The organism is Chlorogloeopsis sp. ULAP02 (genome assembly GCF_038404745.2).
In the GTDB taxonomy this organism is placed as follows: Bacteria; Cyanobacteriota; Cyanobacteriia; order Cyanobacteriales; family Nostocaceae; genus Chlorogloeopsis.
Map to the genome: position 1 here is coordinate 63,222 of NZ_JAYKTT020000080.1, position 21,553 is coordinate 84,774.

The window sequence follows — 21,553 nt, forward strand, 5'->3', positions numbered from 1 at the left end:
ACTGAACTAACATTTTATTTGATAAACCTGCCCTTACCTAGAACAACTAACAACTTGTCCTCAAACAATTATATTTCGCAACACACCCAAAGATTCTACTTCTAATTCCACTACATCTGTTCGCTTCAACCATCGGTTTAATTCTAATCCACAACCATTACCCACTGTGCCAGAACCAATAAATTCTCCTGGATACAAGGTTTCATCTTTTGAGATGTAAGCGATAATTTCTTCAAAGGTGAAGTGCATACTGTTACTGTTACCTTGTGACCATTCTTCGCCGTTGACTTTAGCGCTCATTGTCAGATGATAGGGCTGTGGAACTTCGTCTGGGGTAACTAGATAAGGGCCGATCGCATTACCTGTGTCAAAATCTTTTCCTTTCGCCGGGCCGAGGCGACATTTCATCTCTTGAATTTGAATGTCACGAGCGCTAAAATCATTGAAAATTGTATAACCGGCAATATAGTTGCGTGCTGTTGCCTCAGTAATATTTCGTCCTGTTTTGCCGATAAATATACCAATTTCTAATTCGTAGTCTAGCTTTTGTGTATAGGCAGGCCAGTGTATCTTAGCATCTGTACCGACAACACTAAATGGATTTCCTTTGTAGTAAACTGGCGATTTATACCAGAATTTTGGTGGGCTAAATAGCGATCGCCCGCGTAACTTTTCTAGCCAAGTATCTAATTTAGCAAGCGGTGGCAAGTACCAGCCGATTACACTACGAGTTGCTTGGATGAGGTGCTTCTCAAACACCAAACAATCACGAAGCGATCGCGGTTGTGGCACCGGAGAGAGTAATTGAACATCACAAAGTGAGTAAGTAATTTCCGGTGGGCGTTGGGTACAAACAAAATTTATCACCTGCTCGGCTTCTTCTCGCGCTGCTTCTCCTGCATCAAGAAAAGCAAGCATATCAACAAAAAAGGGCGAGGAGCTACCTGCCATCATTTTTCTGCCAGCTTGCAAATTTACCACGGTGTCGCCATTTACAACCACGCCTACAGTTGGAGTAGCTTGAGGTTGAGAACAAGGTAAAAAAGTTACAAGTTTCATGATTCTATAATTGCTACCACCCGCGCTGGGCCAGCAGAACCATTTTTAACTTTTAATGGAAAAGCAGCCACCTTGAAACTATGGGGCGGTAGTTGCTCTAAATTAACTAACCGTTCAAGTTGGCAATATTCCTTATCTATGCCCACAAAATGAGCAGCCCAGAAAACATCCTTTCTCCCGGTTGCTTTCGCCTGTTTTGCCTGTACTGGTAGTGGTACATCCCAACCCCAAGAATCTATTCCCATCACTTTGATGTCTTGATCGATTAACCAGTGCGTCGCTTCTGCACTCACTCCACACCCATGAGTGAAATACTCTGGTGTTCCCAGTCGGCGATCGTTGCCAATTTGTATCAATACAATATCGAAAGGCTTGAGTTGATAGTCAATTTTTTCCAGAGCTAATTTCACATCCTCCACGGTAATTGCAGAACCGTCTTCCTTATGGCGCATATCTAAAACAACACCATCGCCGTAGCACCATTCCAAAGGCACTTGATCGATTGTCTTAGCAGGCTTGCCTCCGGAAGTAGGCGCATAGTGCCAGGGTGCATCCATGTGAGTTGTGCCATGAGTAGAGAGCTTGATGACATCATTAGCCCAACCCAGTTTGTTACGCAGATATTTAGGTGTAATTCCAAAAAGTAGCCAAATGGCAAATCTACCGAATTTATGATCCTGATAAGTGACTGAGTTACTAGCCCACCAAGGCGCCCAGCTTTTGTCATTTTGTAGCGTATCACTCAGATCGATGATTCGCATAATTTTTTATTGGAATTTTTCTAGTAATAACTTGGTGTCATTCTAGAAGTTATTTATTTGCTAAATAATAAGATAAGTTACGACTATTAATCTGACTTAAAATATAAAATTTGCTGCCGCGATCGCTGCTACTGGAATCAAAATATTATCAACTTCTTTGGGGCTAAATCCTTCAACAAATGTAGCAATTAACGCAATTATCAAAATCCGGTTAATATTTAATTCGCTAGGTAAAATTAGCCAAACAAAAAATATACTAGCAATAAAAGCAGAAATAAACATCGTCAGGCTTCCTTCCACAGTTTTAGTGCTCAAAATTTGGTATTTCCATCTGCCATATCGAGAGCCGATAATTGGCGCAAAACCGTCACCCCAACCAAGACTCGCCATTGCTACAATACCTGGAAAAGCTTTATACCAAACCGTACCGCAAATAATTGCTACAATTACGAAATAAAGCGGGCCTTTCAGAAGTTCGCGGCGATCGCCCGTGCGAGTCATAGTTTTTACAGCTTCATCATCAGGACTAGCAAAAAATCCTTTTAGGATCAGAAGAATAAACCAGACTACGAAAATCGTGACATTTAAATATTTAGACCAATGTAAATCGTTATAAAGTGGTAAAAATACAATAATTGAGCCAGCACCAATGTGCGTAATTTTGCGACTAATATCCTGTGATAAACCAAAACGTGTAACGCAGAAATTCATCAACGCCACTAGCCCGAAAACATAAATAAAAGTTAGTAGTGTGACAAGTAGATTGCCCACCAATGGGCTAAAACTTGAGGTAAAAAATAACATAAAGATTTACTCTCAAAAAAGCCGTAGCAGATAACACCCTTGGCAGTTAACAATCAAAGAATATAACAAAAATGACCCCACAAGATAATATACAACTCATTCAGCAGATTTTTGCCGCTCTTGGCAAAGGTGGTGTTGTGTTAAGTGCATATTTTTGATGTGATTTGTCATGAAAAATTTTCTGTCAAGCGCTCAATGCACCGCATTGTTTGGCGGTGCGTTAGGCTAAAGCCATAACACACCCTACTGGCGTGGCAAGGCTAAAAGGGTACATTAAACATCTTGCACTCATTCTATTTGCAAATAAATCGAACACAGATGGACACAGATGGACACAGATTTTATCGGTGTTTATCTGTGTCCATCTGTGGTTGTAATTAATCTAGATCGTGATTGCTGCAAGAAGTCTATTATCTTAGCAGTAAAGTTCTACTCATAGATTGCGACTACGAGCCTTTTCTATCGCATCATTATATAAGTATGACTATCTGCTTCATTTTTCATATCTTCTCCTTTACGAAAAAACTGTTGCAAAATCTTTCCTGGTTCCCTATCCCAAGTGTCGATATGCTCATATATCAAACCATCTTTGTTAAGTTTATATGTGGAATATCCATTGAAAAAAATACGTGCTTTCCAGGGAAGGCGTAACACGCCACGTACCGTCCATTTTGCCAAAATTATATCTTCATCTGACTGACACACATCATGTAAATCAAAGTAAATTTTCGTAAAAAATAAGCGAGCGTGAAATCGCAAAGTCCAAAAGATAATGCGATAATTAATTTTCCCTTTAAATGTATTGACTGGATCTCGAAAATATATATCTTTTGTATAAATATTGTAGGAAATATCTTTTTCAAAAAGTGTGGGTAAATCTTGTTTGAGAGTCTTGATTACCCGTTCCACTTGCAATTGATAATCCACGCTTATTTTCCTCTAAAAAATATTTCTGAAAATCCTCAGCCCACGTTGTAAAATTGAATCAGAAGCTATTTGAGTTGTACTAGCTTGATTCAAATCTGCCAGGGATGGAAAGGTAGCTGATTGAGCATAAGGGCCTTGTCGCAACAAATTTGCTAAGGCATTGTTATTTTCTCGTAGCCCTTCATAAAAGAAGAAAACTTCCCCTGGAATTCCACAAGCACGATTGTAGTTAACTACTTGCAACAAGTGTTCTGGATTCATGCAGTAAGAACCTATTTTCATCAGAATTCCTGGTGCTAACTTTGGTCGTATCCTAGCGAATAACTGCTCGTTTAATATCTTATTAAGTTCATTTTTGTAGCTGAGGAAATCACGGCGATAAATTTGGGGATGGAACATATCTACTAAACCTCTTCCCATCCATGTTCGGGAATCTTGTAAATATTCTTGGTATCCCCAATCTGGTAGATTAGGGGTCATGGATATTAATAAATTGGGATTGACGGCTTTAACTGATTGATAGACGCGAGCTAGAAATTCCGTGAGAATATTAGCACGCCACTGTAGCCATTGAGGATCTTTGGAATTTTGGGGGGGATTTTTACCAAACTGCTGGCGGTAGCGTTCCATTGTTGTGCGATCATAACCTCCTTCACAAGGTAGTGCAGGTAAGCGATCGTCTCCTTGGATGCCGTCAACATCGTAGTTTTGCACAACTTCCAAGATTAAATTCAACATGAAATTTTGCACTTCAGGGTTGAGAGAATTTAACCACTCAAAGCCATTTTTCTCCAACAGCTTGCTATGACAGTCACGGGCTGCCCATTCCGGTTTTTTCGCTAATAACTCCCCGCCATTCATCTTGTAGGAACTGGCAAATCCATATTCAAACCAGGGTATGACTTTGAGATTAACTCGATGTGCTTGGGCAACAATTTCTGCTAGAGGATCGCGCCCGGCAGATAAAGGCTCAATTTCAATGCCAAATGTCTGCCGCATGACTTGACTAGGGTAAAGTGTCGCTCCCCTACCCCAAACAACGGGGAAGACAACATTAAATCCAGTTTCAGCAAGAAAATCCATCGCTTCAGCAATACGCTGCTGTGAACGGAGAACCTTACTGTCGGTGGTTGTGAGCCAAACGCCCCGTGTTTCGATAAGTGTCATGTGTAAATAGCAGAAAACTTTTAAGTAAAAGGCAGGAGGCAGACGGCAGAGAGAAGTTTGATCGGAGCAAACCTCCGCTCAAAGCTTCGGAGAGGCAGAAGGAAAAAAGCTTATCCTGTCTAGTTTCTGGCGATAAGCATTTTACTTTTAGTTACGTACACCTACTTAACTGGTGGCAAACTGACGGTAGCGCGCCTGAACTACCATATAAACGCCATAAGCAATCAAGCCTAAAGCTACAATACCTAAAAGCCAAGGGCCATAAGGTTGTTGGGCTAGCGTCTGTAATGCCTGATCTAAACCTCCAGCTTCACTGGCATCTGATTTAGTTGCAGCTTAAATCAAAAACCAACCAATAATGCAGAATACAACTCCTCTTGCTGCTGCACCAAATTTGCAAATAAACATTACCCAATTTCGTTCTTTTTTACTTAATTCTGATATGTTAAGTTCTTTACGAATTTTATTACTAAAAGCTTTATAAAACTGATAAAACCCTAGACCAATTATAAATGCTCCTACAATTCCAATTAACCATTGACCAAAAGGTTGAGAAAGTACACGTGCTGTCCAATCTTGAGTAGAGTTACTATTTTCATTCCCTCCAGTGCCAAGAGCAAGTTTTATTGCCGTTAAGGCTATACCAGCATATATAAAACCATTGATGGCATAACCAGCTCGCTGTGCCAAACCTTTGGCATCCGTGCCTTTATTATCTGGATCTTTTATTGCCTCTACAAAGCGCCAAATCACATATCCAATTAAACCAATAGCTATTAATAACAGTAAAAATTGACCAAATGGTTGATTGACAATTTCTCGAAGAGCGCCTTGAGGATCGGTAGTTTTACCGCCACTTCCCGTTGCCGCCTGTAACGCCAGTATTCCAATAATACCGTAAACTACACCTTTAGATATATAACCAAATTTAGCGAGTCGCTCTATCCAAGCTGAGGGTTGATGTATTAGTTGTTGTGCCATATTATTCTTATTTTGTTATTATGTATACCTTTAGCAATAATCACCGACAAATTTCATCTTTCTCAGGGATAATTGCGTGATTAAATCTAAAAAAAGGAGAAATTTTAGAAATTTTTATAAAGAATATATTGTGTATTAGACAATAAAACTAAACTTTTGTATGCCTTAAATCTTCAAGTTCAATTATTATGAAGTACTAAGAGTTCATGATTATTTATCTAGTAGGGTAGATAAATTATGTCTGTACAAGTGACTTGGAAGCACGATTATATCATCACCAATGGAGTGAAACTGCATTACGTCACTCAGGGAGAAGGGCCATTAATGCTGATGTTGCATGGTTTTCCTGAATTTTGGTATTCGTGGCGGCATCAACTTCCTGAATTTGCTAAATATTTTAAGGTCGTTGCTGTTGATTTGCGTGGCTACAACGATAGCGATAAGCCAAAACAGCAATCTGCTTATGTAATGGATGAATTTATTAAAGATGTTGAGGGATTAATTAAGGGGTTAGGATACGAAAAGTGTGTTTTGGTTGGACATGATTGGGGAGGAGCGATCGCTTGGTGTTTTGCTTATGCTCATCCAGAAATGATAGAGAAATTAATTGTTCTCAATATCCCTCACCCTGCCAAATTTAGCGAAGGTTTACGCACTCCCCAGCAGTTGCTCAAAAGCTTTTATATGTTTTTATTTCAACTGCCTTGGCTACCGGAACTAGTGATACAATCGGCAGACTATCAAGCGATTGAAACTGCTTTTAAAGGTATGGCAGTGAACAAAAGTACTTTTACCCAAGCGGATATCGACGCTTACAAAGATGCAGCAGCCAAACGTGGTGCTTTAACAGCAATGTTGAACTATTACCGTAATGTTTTTCAACAGAAAATACTCAATCCGAATTGGGGCATTCTAGAAGTACCAACGTTAATGATTTGGGGAGAGAATGATACCGCGCTAGGAAAAGAACTCAGTTACGGTACAGAAGCCTATGTGAGAGACTTACAAATTAGGTATATTCCTAATTGTAGTCATTGGGTACAGCAGGAAAAACCTGAATTAGTTAATGAATATATGCGTGAGTTTTTAGGGCTTTAAACAATGTCTATGGCTCCTTGGCGAAGTGCGATCGCCCGCGCTCTCCATCAAAATCGCAGCCTTGTTTATGCCCGCTATTTGCAGCTAGCAACGGTAAGGGCAAATGGTTGCCCAGCTAATCGTACTGTGGTGTTTCGCGGCTTTCTAGAAGATACCAACAAGCTCAAATTTATCACCGATGCCCGCAGCGAAAAAGCCGAGCAAATCCACCAGCAACCTTGGGCTGAAGTTTGCTGGTACTTTCCCAACACACGCGAGCAATTCCGCATTACTGGCTGCTTAACTCTTGTAGGAAGCGATAATTCTCAATCAACGCTGCAAGTAGCTCGCAATATAACCTGGCAAAAACTAAGTGATGCGGCACGTTTACAATTTACTTGGCCTGATCCTGGTAAACCAAGAATAGAGGATCAAGCTGCCTTTGCACCACCTCCACCAGATCCTATGCAGCCACTATCAAATTTTTGCTTGTTGTTGCTTGCTCCAATACAAGTAGACCATTTAGAATTGCGTGGTGAGCCGCAAAATCGCTGCCTATACTGTTACGATGAGCAGCAAGGATGGTCGATTGAAGCTATTAATCCTTGATGAGTTACTTAATTCGTGTAAATTGACGCGGGGAATGAAGAGGACACGGGGAATTGTTCTCTTTGCGTCACCACGTCTAATTGTCGCCGCGTCTTTCTTAAATCCCAGCCCCATCTAGAAACTGTTGAATTGCCTTATCTCTAATATTGCAAGCAGGAGCATTTTTTTGTGTGTCACCTTCGTTGCAATTCAATATACCTACTAAAACAGGAGTGGTGGTTGTCGGCTGGCGTTCTTGTAAGGTTTGTACTTGTTGTTCTAGCAATTCCAGGCGATCAACTAAAGCGCGAATTACTTCCGCTTCTGAATCTGGTAAGTTATTGTGTTCTAGGGGGGCAACCCGCACTCCAGAACGATAAATAATACGACCGGGTATACCTACTACAGTGCAATTAGAAGGTACATCCCTCAGAACGACAGAGCCAGCGCCGATGCGGACATTGTTGCCAATTTGAATATTACCCAGCACTTTTGCTCCTGCACCCACTACAACGTTTTCACCTAAAGTAGGGTGCCGCTTTCCGCTTTCTTTACCAGTACCACCGAGAGTGACACCTTGATAAATTAGGGCATAATCTCCGACGATCGCTGTTTCACCAATCACTACTCCCATTCCGTGGTCGATAAAGACACTCTTACCAATCGTAGCGCCAGGGTGAATTTCAATTCCCGTCAAAAACCTAGCGATATGGGAAATCAGGCGAGGGATGAAGGGAATGCCAATACTGTAGAGCCAGTGAGACAGGCGATGAAACAGCAGAGCTTGCAAACCGGGGTAGCAAAATAATACTTCTAGCCAGTTACGAGCAGCTGGATCACGTTCAAATATAATGCGAAAGTCAGCAATAAGTGTAGACAGCACGCTTCTTGTACCCTCGTTGTGCCAAACAAGCTACACTCTATCTTAACGTTATCGGTGCAACGTCTAACTATTGTTATAGATAGTAGTTAGTAGGAACGGGTTTTGTTGATTAACTTTCGGTTCAAACCGATAACTTATCTTCTAAACCCGCACGGGCGCGCTGCCTCCTGTACTACTAACCCTCCGGGTTCGCCAGTCACCTGCGGAGGGAAACCCTCCCGCAGTGCTGGCTCACCACTAACCACTATCTCTCCTGTACAGAAAGCGTATAGTCTCGCTTGACTCCAGGATTAAAGGTTGCTACCCAAATATGATAGGTTCCTGCTTTCCAGTCAGTATCTTCTATGCTGGCATCCTTACTTTTGCCAGTGTCATCACCGCAACGAATTGTTTTTTTATCTGGCCCCTGGACAAGTATAGTGGTATCGTAGCCGCCACTATTAACTTGTATTTTTAGATGAGAAAAGCTTTTTTTCAAAACCAAGATGTGATCTGGAGTAGGAGCGGCAAAACCAATACAAGCATTTTTATGGCGATCGCGGTTACTAATAGCTGATAGAGAATAAGAACCGCCTGTATAGCCTGTCATTGTCCCTTTTGTTTGCTCAAAACCTGGTAACAACGTTAACGTACCAAAATTAGCTGGGTTTGCTATTGCAGGTATAGGCACAACAATTGAAAATACAGCTAAAATCAAGCCCCTACCGAAAAGCAGTCGGGGGCAACGTTTGGTCATAGTAACTTTTTATAAATAGAATTAATGTAGCTTTATATACAGAGAATAACAGGTAGATTTGCTAAGTTTTTAGATTCTGTGACACATTGAAATGTGCCACAATTGCAGTTTCTTTAAGTTAGCAAGAGTGCAGAGGAGAAAAATGGACTATTTTCTCCTCATCTGTTGCTTTTAACCTCACAACCGATCAAACTGTAAAAACACACCGCCTTTGAACAATTCCGTATTGTCGCCGTAACTACTTACCGTGAGCGATCGCAAGTTTTGGAAAAAAGGTTTTGCTACTATTTTCAAGAGTTTGAGAATTGGTAGTTGACTTTCTAGTATCTGTTGGCTTTTTGTCCAGTCAAGATAGACGTAGCCTTGATTTGGTTGGGGAATAGCAGCGATACTATTTTGGAAAGTCCGATTTTTAATTAAGGAATTGTTTTTGGCATTGAGGACTTCATCCATTGTCTCTAGGTTAGAAGCGAAAATTTCGTAATTACCCTGAGTGGTGTGTATTCCGTATACTTTTGTCTCAACGGTGTATTTGCTTTTTTCTTGAGTATCGGCAACTTTCGCAGCTTTGAGTTGTGTCCATGCCGAAATTTTTTGCTTGTCTAAGTCAAAAGTATTCAGTGATAGCCCATTTGAGGAAGCGATCGCATCCAAATGGGAAATTCCTGGGGGTGCAGCCTCAGTTTTTTCTGCCACAAAAATCCAGTCGGGTTTTGTTTGCTCTGGGCGAGGTAGCAATGCGATCGCGTATTCTCCTTGTACCCAGCTAAAAATATCTTCTTTTAAGTTGATATTCCAGCGTTTTTGTGCATCGCTTAATGGTTGTACCAATCGAGATAAACTTTCTTTTCCTGATCCAGAGATGGCAGTTGCCACTTGTTGCCAGAGTTGAGCTAAGTTGCTATTATCCAAACTACTCAAATTCTCTCCGGCGATTGCTAACCCTGCTGAAGCCGGAATATACTGTAATGCGCCACTAGCTTTAGATAATGGCTGTAATGGGGGTGAAGTTTCTCCTTGTCCCAAAAAAGTAGTTTCTGCAACTAATTCCTTATTATTAGGTAAAACCAGAGAAATTAGTTCGCTATCATAGGTTACTGTTTCTGGCAGTTTTAACCCTTGCCATTGTGCTACCAGAGGAAGATTCAAGAAAGCTACTGCTAGTGAACCTTTGGGAAGTTGTTTGATTGCTTGCTGATATTGGTTAGAGTTTGTCAAATTCAACTCAGCAGCCTGAACATTATTAATCGCCTCTCGCAGCACTTTTGGATCGTTAGCAAACAAGACAAAGCGATCTCCTACCGCAGCCCCAGCCAGCACCTGATCTGGCTGAGATTTATCAGCAATCAGTTTTACGCCTTCATATTGTTCCACTGTTAAATTTGTCCCAGCTATTGCCCGTTTGGAAAATAACAAATCCACAAACTCGCGACTTTTTTCTGGTTTATTAGTTGCTAGCGCCATCAAGTACCCTGGCTGGAGTCCGTTTTCTGGATCGCGATCAATGTCTGGGGTGTTAACAGCCAAAGTAATTTCGTTCCCCAACCAAGGTTGAATATCTTGTTTGTAATCAATACCAGTATTAGCGAGTAAGCTGCTTTTAAGCTTGGAAATTTCTCCATTACGTTCTACAGACTGTAATTTATCTGGATTTACCAGCATCGATAGCATTACTGGCGCTTGTTTAGACACAAAAATTGTGGCTTTGGGCTGCGTGGCAGTTCCGCCTCCAAGAGGATTGTTACCGAAGGAGTTAGTGCAACCAGTAATACCAATTGATAGCAGCATAGTTAAACTAGCTGCTAACAAACGAAATAATAAACCTTGCTTCATAATTTTTTTCACATAAACTACCTGGGGTAGTGCTTACACCCAAAAATATTAAACCGCCTTCTTCTACACCAAAAGCGGTTTTCATCCGAAAACTTTGTTCACCTTAGAAAATAAAGCAAATATTAAGTAGGTGGGCATAATTAAATGTAAAATGCCAAAGTCTGAAATCTCAGCAAGAAAGGGCTTTTACCCTTCGGGTTCGCCACTTGACGCCAGGTGACGCCAGGTGCTTCAACGCGCTTAACCCGCAAGGGCGCACTGGCTCACCTTCTGCCATCTAGCTTGAAAATGGGTGTGGGGGTGTAGAGGTGTAGGAAAAGTCAAATTTTCACGCCCTCCTTGTGTGATTTAATCACATGACCTTCTGCCCTCTGCCTTCTACATTATGCTAATGGCACTGAATGTATATGCTCATGTCAACGTGAAGATTTTCTGCGAACATAAATAATATCTAGGAAATCTCTCAGATTGTTTACAAAAGCTTCATGACAGGTAAATCTTTTGGTCAATTCATTACCCAGATTAGTGTAGAAGAACTTGCTCAACGCTTATCAGCAGGTGAGCCGAGCCTTCAGTTGGTAGACGTGCGCGAACCACAAGAAGTAGCGATCGCTTCTCTTGAGGGCTTTGTCAACCTACCTCTTAGTCAATTTGCTGACTGGGCAGATCAAATCCAAACCCGCTTCGATCCTCACGCTGAAACCTTTGTACTCTGTCATCACGGCATTCGTTCTGCTCAGATGTGTCAGTGGCTTATTGATCAAGGATTTACAAATGTTAAAAATATTGCTGGTGGTATTGATGCTTATTCAAACTTAGTCGATCCTTCCATTCCTCAGTATTAATCGGGAATGACGAAAGCAGCTTGATTTTGCTATTCTGGACTTAAGACAATATTAATTCAAGATTCTAAGCGGAAATACTTAGCAGCACTTGATTTATAAATACTTTGTCCATCCGCTGTTGAATCTACTTTTGCGAGAATCCGCCAAACTAATCACTAAAACCTGCCTACTTGGCACTCTCATACAAATAATACGTAAATTGCAAATACTGTAACTTCTTAATTTGGAGAACACTTTTTGCTAGAGGTAAAACAGTCACTTTGTTTTTACGTATTCCAAGATACCTTCTAAATTTGATATCTTGCTTAACTAATTATTAATGGTTATTGCAATCATCTGATAAACTTTTCATTTTTCAAAAATTGATTTAAATTTAGCTTCGATAATTACTCGCCATGCAAGTCCAGCTAACAAATCGACAACAACACATACTCTGGGCAACAGTACGTCATTATATCGCCACGGCAGAACCTGTTGGTTCCAAAGCTTTAGTTGAGGAATATAACTTGGGTGTTAGTTCAGCAACGATTCGCAACGTGATGGGTGTGTTAGAAAAAGTTGGACTACTTTATCAGCCCCACACTTCTGCGGGCAGAGTACCTTCCGACTCTGGTTATCGCATTTACGTTGATAAGCTGATAACACCTTCTGACACTTTAGCACGGCAGGTAGAAGATGCACTGCAACACCGCCTCAAGTGGGAAGATTGGAGTTTGGAAGCTCTATTGCAAGGAGCAGCTCAAATCTTAGCAACCTTGAGTGGTTGCATTAGCTTGATTACCATGCCGCAGAATGTGAGTGCTCAACTACGACATCTACAATTGGTGCAGATTGAATCGGGAAAGGTAATGTTGATTGTAGTAACGGATAGTTACGAGACACATTCGGCATTAATGGATTTGCCACCAAAACGACAAGAAAGACAACTCGATCTAGAGGTAATAGATCGGGAGTTGCAAATTGTTTCCAACTTTCTAAATAATCATTTGCGGGGGCGTAGTCTCCTAGAAATAGCTAACCTAGACTGGAGTCAGTTGGATCGAGAATTTCAGCACTACGGCGAATACTTAAAAGAGTCACTAGCAGAATTTAGTCGTCGGAGTTTGACACCAAACACTACACAAATAATGGTTCGCGGTGTCTCAGAAGTGCTGCGGCAGCCAGAATTTTCGCACCTCCAACAAGTGCAAGCAATTATCCAACTCTTGGAAGAAGAACAAGAACAATTGTGGCAATTAATAGTTGACGAGCCAGAGGTAGAGGAAGTTGGTAAATCACGAGTGACAGTTCGGATCGGTTCAGAAAATCCTCTCGAACCCATACGTACTTGTAGCTTAATTTCTTCTACCTATCGTCGTGGTTCAGTGCCTGTAGGTAGTGTAGGCGTTTTGGGGCCAACACGTTTAGATTATGAAGGAGCGATCGCAGTCGTAGCCGCAGCTGCTGATTACCTATCGGAAGCCTTGAGTCAATAATCTTGTATCCCTATTTTCACAGCATGAGATGCTTCACTTTTTTAAAGTGTTGAAATCATCAATTGTAATGCGTTAAAAATTATAACTTTAGTATGAATTATTTATTTTGCCAGCTTCAGTAAAATAAATCTTCATGCAACAAAAAACTGTATTTTGGTTAATCTGGCTAGGATTGATCACCTATGCCTTTGTATTTTCTCCTCCCAATCAACCTGACACATTCGAGTTGATTAAAAATCTTTCTACGGGGCAATGGCAAGGTATTAATCCGCTTGTTATTTCACTATTCAACATTATGGGCGTTTGGCCTGTAATTTATAGTGAAGTCATATTTATAGATGGTAGAGGGCAAAAAATCCCTGCTTGGCCTTTTGCTGCTCTATCTTTCGTCGTCGGAGCCTTTGCTCTGCTGCCCTACTTAGCTCTACGAGAACCAAATACACAGTTTTCTGGGCAAAAGAATACTTTTCTAAAGCTACTAGATTCTCGCTGGATTGGTGTGGTTTTGACTATAGGCGCGGCTATTTTAGTTGGCTATGGATTAGGGCAAGGAGATTGGAATAATTTTGTACAGCAGTGGCAAACCAGCCGCTTCATTCATGTGATGAGCTTAGATTTTTGTCTACTTTGCGCATTATTTCCTGCATTACTGGGAGATGATATGGTGCGTCGTGGGTTGAAAAATCCTCAAATATTTTGGTTGGTGGCACTGATTCCACTTTTCGGCCCGTTGATGTATCTATGTATACGTCCATCTTTACCAGAAGCGAGTTCAGAGCTGTTACCCAGTTAGAACAACTGTATAAACTCATAATTATGACTAGAAGAATAACACTTTGGTCGCTGTGGGCTGGATTTATTGCTTATGTTTTGTGGTTAGCTCCACCTTTTGATCTAGAAGCCACAGTTACGCTACTAAAAAATATCTTCACCCTGAATTGGACAGAGGTAAATCCCGTTATCCTGTCACTATTTTCTCTGATTGGCATCTGGCTATTTATTTATAGCGCCCTTCTGTTTGTTGATGGCAGAATGCAAAAGACTCCTTTTTGGCCTTTTGCTTTAGCAACAGTAGGAGCAGGAGTAATTGGTTTGCTGCCTTACTTGGCATCTCGCGAACCCAATCAAGAATTTTCTGGACAAAAAGATGCTTTTTTACAGTTGTTAGATTCTCGCTTTTTTGGTGTCATCCAGAGTTTAACCACTATTGGCTTATTTGCCTATGCTGTGATTTTTGGCGATTGGGCAGGTTACTGGCAGCAATTTTTGGGCGATCGCTTCATTCATGGCATGAGTTTGGCATTTTGCTTGTTCTGTCTGTTATTCCCAACTGTTTTGGGTGATGATATGGCACGGCGCGGCTTGAATAACCTCCAACTATTCTGGGCTGTAGCGTTTTTACCGTTATTTGGCCCTCTTATCTATCTTTGTCTGCGTCCTCCATTACCGGAACCTAGTATTCAAGTTAGGCAAGCAGAAAATGCCTATTAGGATAATACATTACAAAGCAAAATACTAGTGAAATTGTGCCTATAACTTTGATGCAAAAAAAACCAATTATCATTGCACATCGAGGCGCAAGCGGTTACCGTCCAGAACATACACTAGCTGCTTATGAATTAGCGATTGAGATGGGTGCTGATTTCATTGAACCAGACTTAGTTATCACTAAAGATGGTATTTTAATTGCTCGTCATGAAAATGAAATTTCTGAAACAACAGATATTGCTGTTCGTCCAGAATTTTTAAGTCGTAAAACTCTCAAGATTATCGATGGGGAAGCCAAAATAGGCTGGTTTACTGAAGATTTTACTCTGGCAGAAATTAAAACATTAAAAGCGAAAGAACGAATTCCCCAATTGCGTCCTCAAAATACAAAGTTTGATGGACTTTTAGAAATTCCTACCTTGCAGGAAGTTATTGATTTAGCAAAGCGTAAAAGTATAGAAATAGGACGCGTTATTGGAATTTACCCAGAAACTAAGCACCCAACTTACTTTCAATCGATTGGTTTGTCGCTAGAAGATACTCTGATCGAAACTTTGCAGGCTAATGGGTATGAGGAAAATAATGCACCTATTTTTATTCAGTCCTTTGAGGTGAGTAACCTTAAATACTTATCTACAAAAACTGATTTACCCCTAGTACAACTGCTTAATATTAGTGGTAAGCCTTATGATTTTATAGTGAATAGCGATACTCGAATCTATACAGATTTGGTAAAAATAGAAGAATTAAAGAAAATTTCAAGTTATGCTCAAGCTATTGGTATTCATAAAAATTTACTTGTGCCTAGAGATAATAACGGTAAATTATTATCACCAACATCTTTAGTTAGTGATGCTCATGCGGCTAATTTGCTAATCCATGCATGGACTTTCCGCAATGAAAATTTATTTTTGCCACAGGAATTACAAGAAAATCCTCAAGGAGAGTATGAACTGTTTTTTAATTTAGGAATTGATGGTGTATTCAGTGATTATCCTGATACGGCTATTTCTGTTTTTCTAAATATGAAATAAAGTTTTTATTTTTCTAATTTATTTAAGAGCAGAAATTAAATAAGAATTTTAAGAAGGTGGAATTTGAATTAAAAATTCTGTACCCCCTTCTGTCAAGGCAATATACTGCAATGTTCCACCATGATTCTCGGTAATAATTTGATAACTAATTGAAAGCCCTAATCCATTTCCTGCTTCCTGAGGTTGAAGAGGGAAAAAAGGTTGAAATATTTGACTAGGTACTAAATCTTTCATTCCTATGCCATTATTTGCAATCCTAATTGTTACTTGCTGTTTATCTATAGTAGTAGTTATACGAATCTGAGGATAAATAATTTTTGTATTGTATTCTAGGCATATAGATTCATCCAAAGACTCGATCGCATTTATGAGTAGATTCATAAAGACTTGATTTAGTTGTCCTGGATAACATTCTACTTTTGGTAAATTACCATACTCTTTGATAACTTGAATAGCGGGGCGTTTGGGCTTGGCTTTCAAGCGATGCTGTAAAATCATCAGAGTTACTTCTAATCCTTCATGAATGTCAACAGCTTTTTTTCGCTCTCCATCCGCTCGTGAAAAGTTTTGTAGAGATTGCATAGTGCTACGGATACTATCCGTTCCTACTTTCATTGAAGAAATCAGCTTCGGTAAATCTTCTAGAATATGAACTAGATCCATTGCTTCTATTTTTTCTTCAATATCATTTCCTGGGTAGAAAAATTTTTTTTGGTAAAGATGAATCAATTTAACAAGTTCTTCAACATAATTACTAGCATGATATAAATTAGTGGAAATCAGTCCAATAGGATTGTTGACTTCATGGGCAATACCAGTAACCACTTGTCCTAATGAGGAAATTTTTTCACTTTGTACCAGTTGTAACTGAGTTTTTTTAAGTTGCTCTAAAGCTAGAGAAAGTTCAGCAGTTCTTTCTTGTACTCTTTTTTCTAGTTGCTGCTTTTGTTCATCTAACTCTAAATTTAATCTTCGCATTTTTAAATGTAATTTAACTCTAGCTAATACTTCTTCTTGTTGAAAGGGTTTAAGAATATAATCAACAGCACCTAAGGTTAAACCTTTAATTTTCTCTTCTATCTCTGAAAGTGATGTAATAAAAATAATTGGAATATCTCTGGTTGATAAGTCTGTTTGTAAAAGACGGCAAGTTTCAAAACCATCTAATTTTGGCATCATCACATCTAATAAAATCAAATCTGGTGGATGATTTTTAACCTTTTCAATTCCATTGATGCCGTTTCTCTCAGCCAAAACTTTATAGCCTGCATTACTTAAAGTCGTATATAAAACTTCTATATTAGTGGGACTATCATCAATTACTAAAATAGTCTCATCATAATTTTTTTCTGCTTCTTTAATGACTGAAGTCATGTCTTTTTGATTTTTAGTACCGATCTGCTTATATATTTCCCAAATTACAACTCAAAATTGAAATCATTTGTTTCCAGCTGTTTTCCCTGTAAGAGTAAATCTGCCCCCTACAGCACAGAGACAGCAACTCATCACCCTCCTACCCTCGTTACTAAGTTGAACTTAGTAATCACACAACAAAGTATGATAGGACTTACGCAAAATCCCTCTCAAATCCTCTAGACTTTTTACCCTCAGTCTTCTCTGCAGTTTATTATTCCATAGCTCGTGCGTAAGTCCTGTATGAAAGAGGATTTTTCCCTACACCCTCTCTCAAGTCAGCCATTCACGCTCGGTTTTGTCACAACCAAGTATGAAAATACCTCTTTCTGTTCCCTGTTAAGAGTTCCCTTTTTTCTAGCTAGATGTCAGTTTGCTCTATTTTTAAATGCTGCCTCGGTGGGATTTTAGTAGTTGGTAGCATCAAGATTTGATATAAGCTGTCTACAATTGGTAGAGTAATCTGAGTCTTAGGAATGGAAAAATGAGAGTTTGGCTGGCTTGCTTTTTAGTGTTATTTGCCTTAGCGCAACTGTTTGATTGGATGGAAGAATTGAAGCTACCCTTACCTATTTATATATTAGGTGGTGCTTTTTTAGCTGTTGCATCCAACTACGATAAGCTTTTTGGAACTTATTTCAGTGATATTACTGATACAAGCATAGAAGCGCAACTAGAACACCAGCAATTAGATTTATCACCTCAACACACTGCTTCTGTTTCTTTACCAGAATCTGAAGTCAAAGAGTAACTTGCTTGATGGTTAATAGCAGGCAGTTTTAACAAGTATGCATCCAATGACAAAATCTTCCTATACCTATACATTGACTAAGGCTTGCTGAATTTAAAGATTTTTTGTAAGTATATTTACGGAATTAATGCAACTTTGATCTAAGAATACTTTGGAATATTACAACTAAATACAGCAAGTAATAACTAAAATTCTTTAAGTAGAGAAAATAATTAAGGAAGGGAATGGTTTAAATAAACATTACGTGAGCTGTTAAGTTCTGTCGTTAGGATCTTGAAAACAAAGAAAAAGTCAAGGAGACAGCCCCCTGACTAGATTTCATTTATGTTCTACAACACACAACCACACATAACTAGTGAGGTCTACAACTATGTTAAATAAATCATATGCCTTTAGTCCATCAATTGATGCTTTTATTTTTGAAACCGCGAAAAGAGCGATCGCACAAACACCCAAAATAATTACGTAGAAGTAGGAACTTTGCTGTTTGAGTCTTATCTTCAGCAAAATAAATCATTAAAATAAGATAAAATTGATGCTATTTAAGCAAATTTCTGAAAATTTGAATGAAAACGGCTTTTAATGGGAATATAAGCTCAATTCTGCTAATCTTATCTGTTTGTCAGAATTTAAATTCAGTACTCCAGAAATGAGCAATCCAATTAGAAATAACTCTGCAAAATCTAAAATAGTTCAACAGATTTTAAGTATATATTAAGTTATATTATGATTTTTATAGTTAAAAGAAAGTAAAAAATCAAAATAAATTGTTTAACAGGAACTATTATAGAAACCTATTACATATATAAAACAGCGTCGCGAAGTACAACCAAAACTAAAACTTAAAATTATAGCTTAAATAGATTTTATGTTTTGGTAATCAGACATTTCCAACTAAAAGTAGCTTGTGTGAATATTCTTACGTACCAACAAGCCTACTGAATCTAGAGAGGAGAAAATAATCTTCAAAATACTAACCCAAATATTCCTATTTTTATGAGGTTTTAACTCTTTTATAAAAAAGAGTTAAAACACTATTTGTCATCACTTTATTTAATTAATAAGGAGAAAGTCTCAAATGGTTAGAAAAGTAAAAGAATCATTGGGGCTTAAGTGTAAGCATCTACTATATTCTCGATGCCCAATGTGTTGTATTGTACCCCCGCATATGCTGGAAAATATTGCTGTAAATGGCACTCCCCAGCAAAGAAGTTGGGCATTTCACACCTTAAGTGTTTCAGCACAATTTCGGGGACGACGAAATGTCGTCGGTGCAATTAATTTTGCACCTTCCCCTGGTGAAAAACGCCGCACCATTTACGATGCCAAAAATACTGAAGAACTCCCCGGTAGACTGGTGCGTGGTGAAGGAGATCCTCCCAGTACTGATGAAGCAGTAAACGAAGCTTACGATTTTGCTGGAGCAACTTTTGACTTGTTTTATGAAATATATGAGCGCAATTCTATTGATGATAAAGGGTTACGTTTAGACTCGACAGTACATTATGGTGTCAATTATGACAACGCTTTTTGGAATGGTGATCAAATGGTTTATGGTGATGGTGACGGTGAAATCTTTCAACGCTTTACCAAATCTATTGATGTGATTGGGCATGAGTTAACCCACGGTGTAACTCAGTATGAAGCAGGTTTGATATATTTTGGTGAATCAGGAGCGCTGAATGAATCATTTTCTGATGTTTTCGGCTCCTTAGTGAAACAATGGGTGAAAAAACAAACTGCCGAGCAAGCAGATTGGATAATTGGTGAAGGTTTATTAGCACCAATTATCAACGGTGTAGGTATCCGTTCGATGAAAGCACCAGGAACAGCATATGATGATCCACTCCTGGGTAAAGATCCTCAACCTGCCCACGTGAAAGACAAATATGATGGTGTTGAAGATAACGGTGGGGTACATATTAATTCAGGTATTCCGAATTATGCTTTTTATTTAGCCGCTGTCGAAATTGGCGGTTATGCTTGGGACAAAATTGGAAAAATTTGGTACATAACTTTACGTGATCGCCTGCGTTCTCGTGCGAATTTTAAACGTGCTGCCAATGCGACAATCCAAGTTGCTGGCGAACTCTATGGGCAAGGAAGTAAAGAACAAAACGCAGTCAAAAACGGTTGGCAAAAGGTTGGAGTTCTGTAGTCAGTAGAGACACGATGAATCGCGTTTCTACATTAGTAACTTTTGATGATTACCTGTGTCGGTAGAATTTTGTGTTGCTAAACTGGGAGTTGAAGCTAAATCCTCCCAGTATTTTTTTGCGAGCAAAAAGCATGACTACGGAGAGAAACCATGCGGATTTCACTTGAACGCACAGGCGGTTTTGCTGGGATAAGTAAAAAAACAACCCTTGATACGGCTAACTTGGCTTCGGAGGAAGCAAAGCAACTACCTCTGTTAGTGGAAGCCGCGAATTTCTTTAATTTACCTGCAAATATGACTACTCCTCGTAACCAGCCCGATCGCTTTCAGTACACTTTGATGGTGGAAGACAACGGCAGACAACACACGGTAAGAGTGAGTGAGGCAGCACTACCAGGAACCTTACGACCTTTAATAGAATGGGTACAAACCAGAGCTAAAAAGTAACGACTTAAGTGGTTAGGCAAAATTAAAATTACAGGTAGAGGTAAGGGAACTCTTAATAGCGCAGAGGATGTGTAATCAATTTTTTTAGGTATCTATTTTAGAGTAGTTCCCAGGTTTCTCCCTTGTAACCATATTGAAAAATTTCTGGGTGCAAAATTTCTGCTAACATCTCTAAAGATTCTACCAGCCGTGGCCCTGGACGGTTGAAGTAGGAATTGCCATCAGTAATGTAGACTCTGCCAGTTTGATTGGCGCGGAGTTTTTGCCACTCTGGATTTTTAGTTAACAACTCAGCTTCTTGGCGAGTGCGATTTAAATCAAAGCCACAGGGCATAAACACGATAATATCTGGATTGCCAGTGATCAGATTTTCCCACGTTAATTGTGGAGAAGGTTGACCTGTAATACTAAATAATGGTTTTCCTCCTGCCAAAGTAACTAATTCAGGAATCCAGTTGGCGGCAGCCATCAAAGGATCGATCCATTCGATACAAGCGACAGTCGGTAGCTTTTCTGTTTGGGAAAGCCCTTGGGTTTTTTGGGTGACAATTTTCACGCGAGCTTCCAAGTTTTCTAGCACTTTTACCGAGTCTACTTGGAATACATTGGCTACTCGTTCAATATCAGCCCAAACCTCGTTGAGAAGATTTGGTTTTAAAGAAATAATTTCGGGTGCGGTGTGAGTGAGTGAAGCTACAGCCTTTTCTACATCTGAAACACTAACAGCACAAACTTCACACTGATCTTGAGTGACAATATGAGTAGGCTGCAATTTTTCTAAAACGTCCGTTTTAATTTCGTAGATACTTAGAGCATTTTGGAGCAGATTGCTAACTTCATCATGAATTTTGCTGCTAGATGCCTGCGTATTTAGCCTGGGTTGGGTACAAATTGGACGATCTTGAATTTCTGGAGGGTAGTCGCACTCATGCGATCGCCCAACAACAGCATCAGTCAATCCTAGTAGAGCTAAAATTTCTGTTCCACTGGGAATTAGGGAGACAATTCTCAAGTTGCCATCGGTCATTACTTCATCTCCACAACAGTTGCAACTATAATTATTGTTGCAAATTAAAGTTACTTGGGTATCTGCCTGTAGGTGAGAGGAGAGTTTTACCACAGGATG

20 protein-coding genes and 1 pseudogene are annotated in these 21,553 nt (G+C 39.5%); 10 read left to right on the forward strand and 11 right to left on the reverse strand.

Features of this window, described 5'->3' with window-relative positions:
• Window positions 1-60: 60 nt before the first annotated feature.
• The 6 genes and pseudogenes from U2718_RS28730 to U2718_RS28755 all read right to left on the reverse strand — a co-directional run bounded on the left by U2718_RS28730 (window position 61) and on the right by U2718_RS28755 (window position 5,699).
• Window positions 61-1,059 (reverse strand): fumarylacetoacetate hydrolase family protein, encoded by a 999-nt coding sequence (locus U2718_RS28730; RefSeq protein ID WP_341993650.1) that lies wholly within the window; start codon window positions 1,057-1,059, stop codon window positions 61-63.
• Entirely contained in the window at window positions 1,056-1,820 is a 765-nt protein-coding gene (locus U2718_RS28735; RefSeq protein ID WP_341993649.1) for a cyclase family protein, read from the reverse strand. Before U2718_RS28735 ends, U2718_RS28730 begins: the two co-directional genes overlap by 4 nt.
• 96 nt (window positions 1,821-1,916) lie before the next feature.
• Window positions 1,917-2,624, reverse strand: coding sequence for a phosphatidate cytidylyltransferase (locus tag U2718_RS28740; protein ID WP_341993648.1), 708 nt, complete (start codon window positions 2,622-2,624; stop codon window positions 1,917-1,919).
• Between the two features lie 459 nt (window positions 2,625-3,083).
• Window positions 3,084-3,551 (reverse strand): DUF2358 domain-containing protein, encoded by a 468-nt coding sequence (locus U2718_RS28745; protein ID WP_341993647.1) that lies wholly within the window; start codon window positions 3,549-3,551, stop codon window positions 3,084-3,086.
• Between the two features lie 12 nt (window positions 3,552-3,563).
• Window positions 3,564-4,718, reverse strand: a complete 1,155-nt coding sequence (locus U2718_RS28750) for a glycoside hydrolase family 10 protein (RefSeq protein WP_341993646.1) — start codon at window positions 4,716-4,718, stop codon at window positions 3,564-3,566.
• 165 nt (window positions 4,719-4,883) lie between these two features.
• A pseudogene (locus U2718_RS28755) lies at window positions 4,884-5,699 on the reverse strand (DUF1206 domain-containing protein).
• Between the two features lie 237 nt (window positions 5,700-5,936).
• On the opposite strand from U2718_RS28755, the gene U2718_RS28760 reads away from it, so the two are divergent.
• Both U2718_RS28760 and U2718_RS28765 read left to right on the forward strand, forming a co-directional pair.
• Window positions 5,937-6,797: an alpha/beta hydrolase gene (locus U2718_RS28760; RefSeq protein ID WP_341993645.1), complete on the forward strand. Its 861-nt coding sequence runs from the start codon at window positions 5,937-5,939 to the stop codon at window positions 6,795-6,797.
• A gap of 3 nt (window positions 6,798-6,800) precedes the next feature.
• The gene (locus tag U2718_RS28765) at window positions 6,801-7,385 is read left to right on the forward strand and encodes an Npun_F5749 family FMN-dependent PPOX-type flavoprotein (RefSeq protein WP_341993644.1); all 585 of its coding nucleotides are present in this window, start codon (window positions 6,801-6,803) and stop codon (window positions 7,383-7,385) included.
• A gap of 97 nt (window positions 7,386-7,482) precedes the next feature.
• On the opposite strand, the gene cysE is transcribed toward U2718_RS28765, so the two are convergent.
• The 3 genes from cysE to U2718_RS28780 all read right to left on the reverse strand — a co-directional run bounded on the left by cysE (window position 7,483) and on the right by U2718_RS28780 (window position 10,816).
• Complete coding sequence (gene cysE / locus U2718_RS28770) at window positions 7,483-8,247, reverse strand: serine O-acetyltransferase (RefSeq protein ID WP_341993643.1); 765 nt, start codon at window positions 8,245-8,247, stop codon at window positions 7,483-7,485.
• Window positions 8,248-8,491: 244 nt separating this feature from the next.
• Window positions 8,492-8,983, reverse strand: a complete 492-nt coding sequence (locus tag U2718_RS28775) for a hypothetical protein (protein WP_341993642.1) — start codon at window positions 8,981-8,983, stop codon at window positions 8,492-8,494.
• Between the two features lie 177 nt (window positions 8,984-9,160).
• Entirely contained in the window at window positions 9,161-10,816 is a 1,656-nt protein-coding gene (locus U2718_RS28780) for a DUF3352 domain-containing protein (protein ID WP_341993641.1), read from the reverse strand.
• 485 nt (window positions 10,817-11,301) lie between these two features.
• On the opposite strand from U2718_RS28780, the gene U2718_RS28785 reads away from it, so the two are divergent.
• From U2718_RS28785 to U2718_RS28805, 5 genes are all read left to right on the forward strand, one after another.
• Entirely contained in the window at window positions 11,302-11,661 is a 360-nt protein-coding gene (locus U2718_RS28785; RefSeq protein ID WP_341993640.1) for a rhodanese-like domain-containing protein, read from the forward strand.
• Window positions 11,662-12,056: 395 nt separating this feature from the next.
• Window positions 12,057-13,136, forward strand: coding sequence for a heat-inducible transcriptional repressor HrcA (gene hrcA / locus U2718_RS28790; protein ID WP_341993639.1), 1,080 nt, complete (start codon window positions 12,057-12,059; stop codon window positions 13,134-13,136).
• Window positions 13,137-13,269: 133 nt separating this feature from the next.
• On the forward strand, window positions 13,270-13,929 hold the full coding sequence (locus U2718_RS28795) for a DUF2834 domain-containing protein (protein ID WP_341993638.1): 660 nt from the start codon (window positions 13,270-13,272) through the stop codon (window positions 13,927-13,929).
• A 23-nt stretch (window positions 13,930-13,952) separates the two neighbouring features.
• A complete protein-coding gene (locus tag U2718_RS28800) occupies window positions 13,953-14,627 on the forward strand; it encodes a hypothetical protein (protein WP_341993637.1) in 675 nt (224 codons plus the stop codon).
• Between the two features lie 50 nt (window positions 14,628-14,677).
• Entirely contained in the window at window positions 14,678-15,658 is a 981-nt protein-coding gene (locus U2718_RS28805; protein ID WP_341993694.1) for a glycerophosphodiester phosphodiesterase, read from the forward strand.
• A 48-nt stretch (window positions 15,659-15,706) separates the two neighbouring features.
• Here the strand turns inward: U2718_RS28805 and U2718_RS28810 are convergent, their stop codons facing one another.
• Complete coding sequence (locus U2718_RS28810; protein WP_341993636.1) at window positions 15,707-17,032, reverse strand: sensor histidine kinase; 1,326 nt, start codon at window positions 17,030-17,032, stop codon at window positions 15,707-15,709.
• 523 nt (window positions 17,033-17,555) lie between these two features.
• Between U2718_RS28810 and U2718_RS28815 the strand changes: the two genes are divergently transcribed.
• The 3 genes from U2718_RS28815 (at window position 17,556) to U2718_RS28825 (ending at window position 20,427) form a co-directional block, all read left to right on the forward strand.
• Window positions 17,556-17,822 carry a hypothetical protein gene (locus U2718_RS28815; RefSeq protein ID WP_341993635.1) on the forward strand — a complete coding sequence of 89 codons (267 nt, stop codon included), beginning with the start codon at window positions 17,556-17,558 and terminating at the stop codon, window positions 17,820-17,822.
• A gap of 1,078 nt (window positions 17,823-18,900) precedes the next feature.
• A complete protein-coding gene (locus U2718_RS28820; protein ID WP_341993634.1) occupies window positions 18,901-19,980 on the forward strand; it encodes a M4 family metallopeptidase in 1,080 nt (359 codons plus the stop codon).
• A gap of 150 nt (window positions 19,981-20,130) precedes the next feature.
• Window positions 20,131-20,427, forward strand: a complete 297-nt coding sequence (locus U2718_RS28825; protein WP_341993633.1) for a protealysin inhibitor emfourin — start codon at window positions 20,131-20,133, stop codon at window positions 20,425-20,427.
• A 97-nt stretch (window positions 20,428-20,524) separates the two neighbouring features.
• Here the strand turns inward: U2718_RS28825 and U2718_RS28830 are convergent, their stop codons facing one another.
• Window positions 20,525-21,454 (reverse strand): cobalamin-binding protein, encoded by a 930-nt coding sequence (locus tag U2718_RS28830; protein ID WP_341993631.1) that lies wholly within the window; start codon window positions 21,452-21,454, stop codon window positions 20,525-20,527.
• Window positions 21,455-21,553 lie beyond the last annotated feature (99 nt).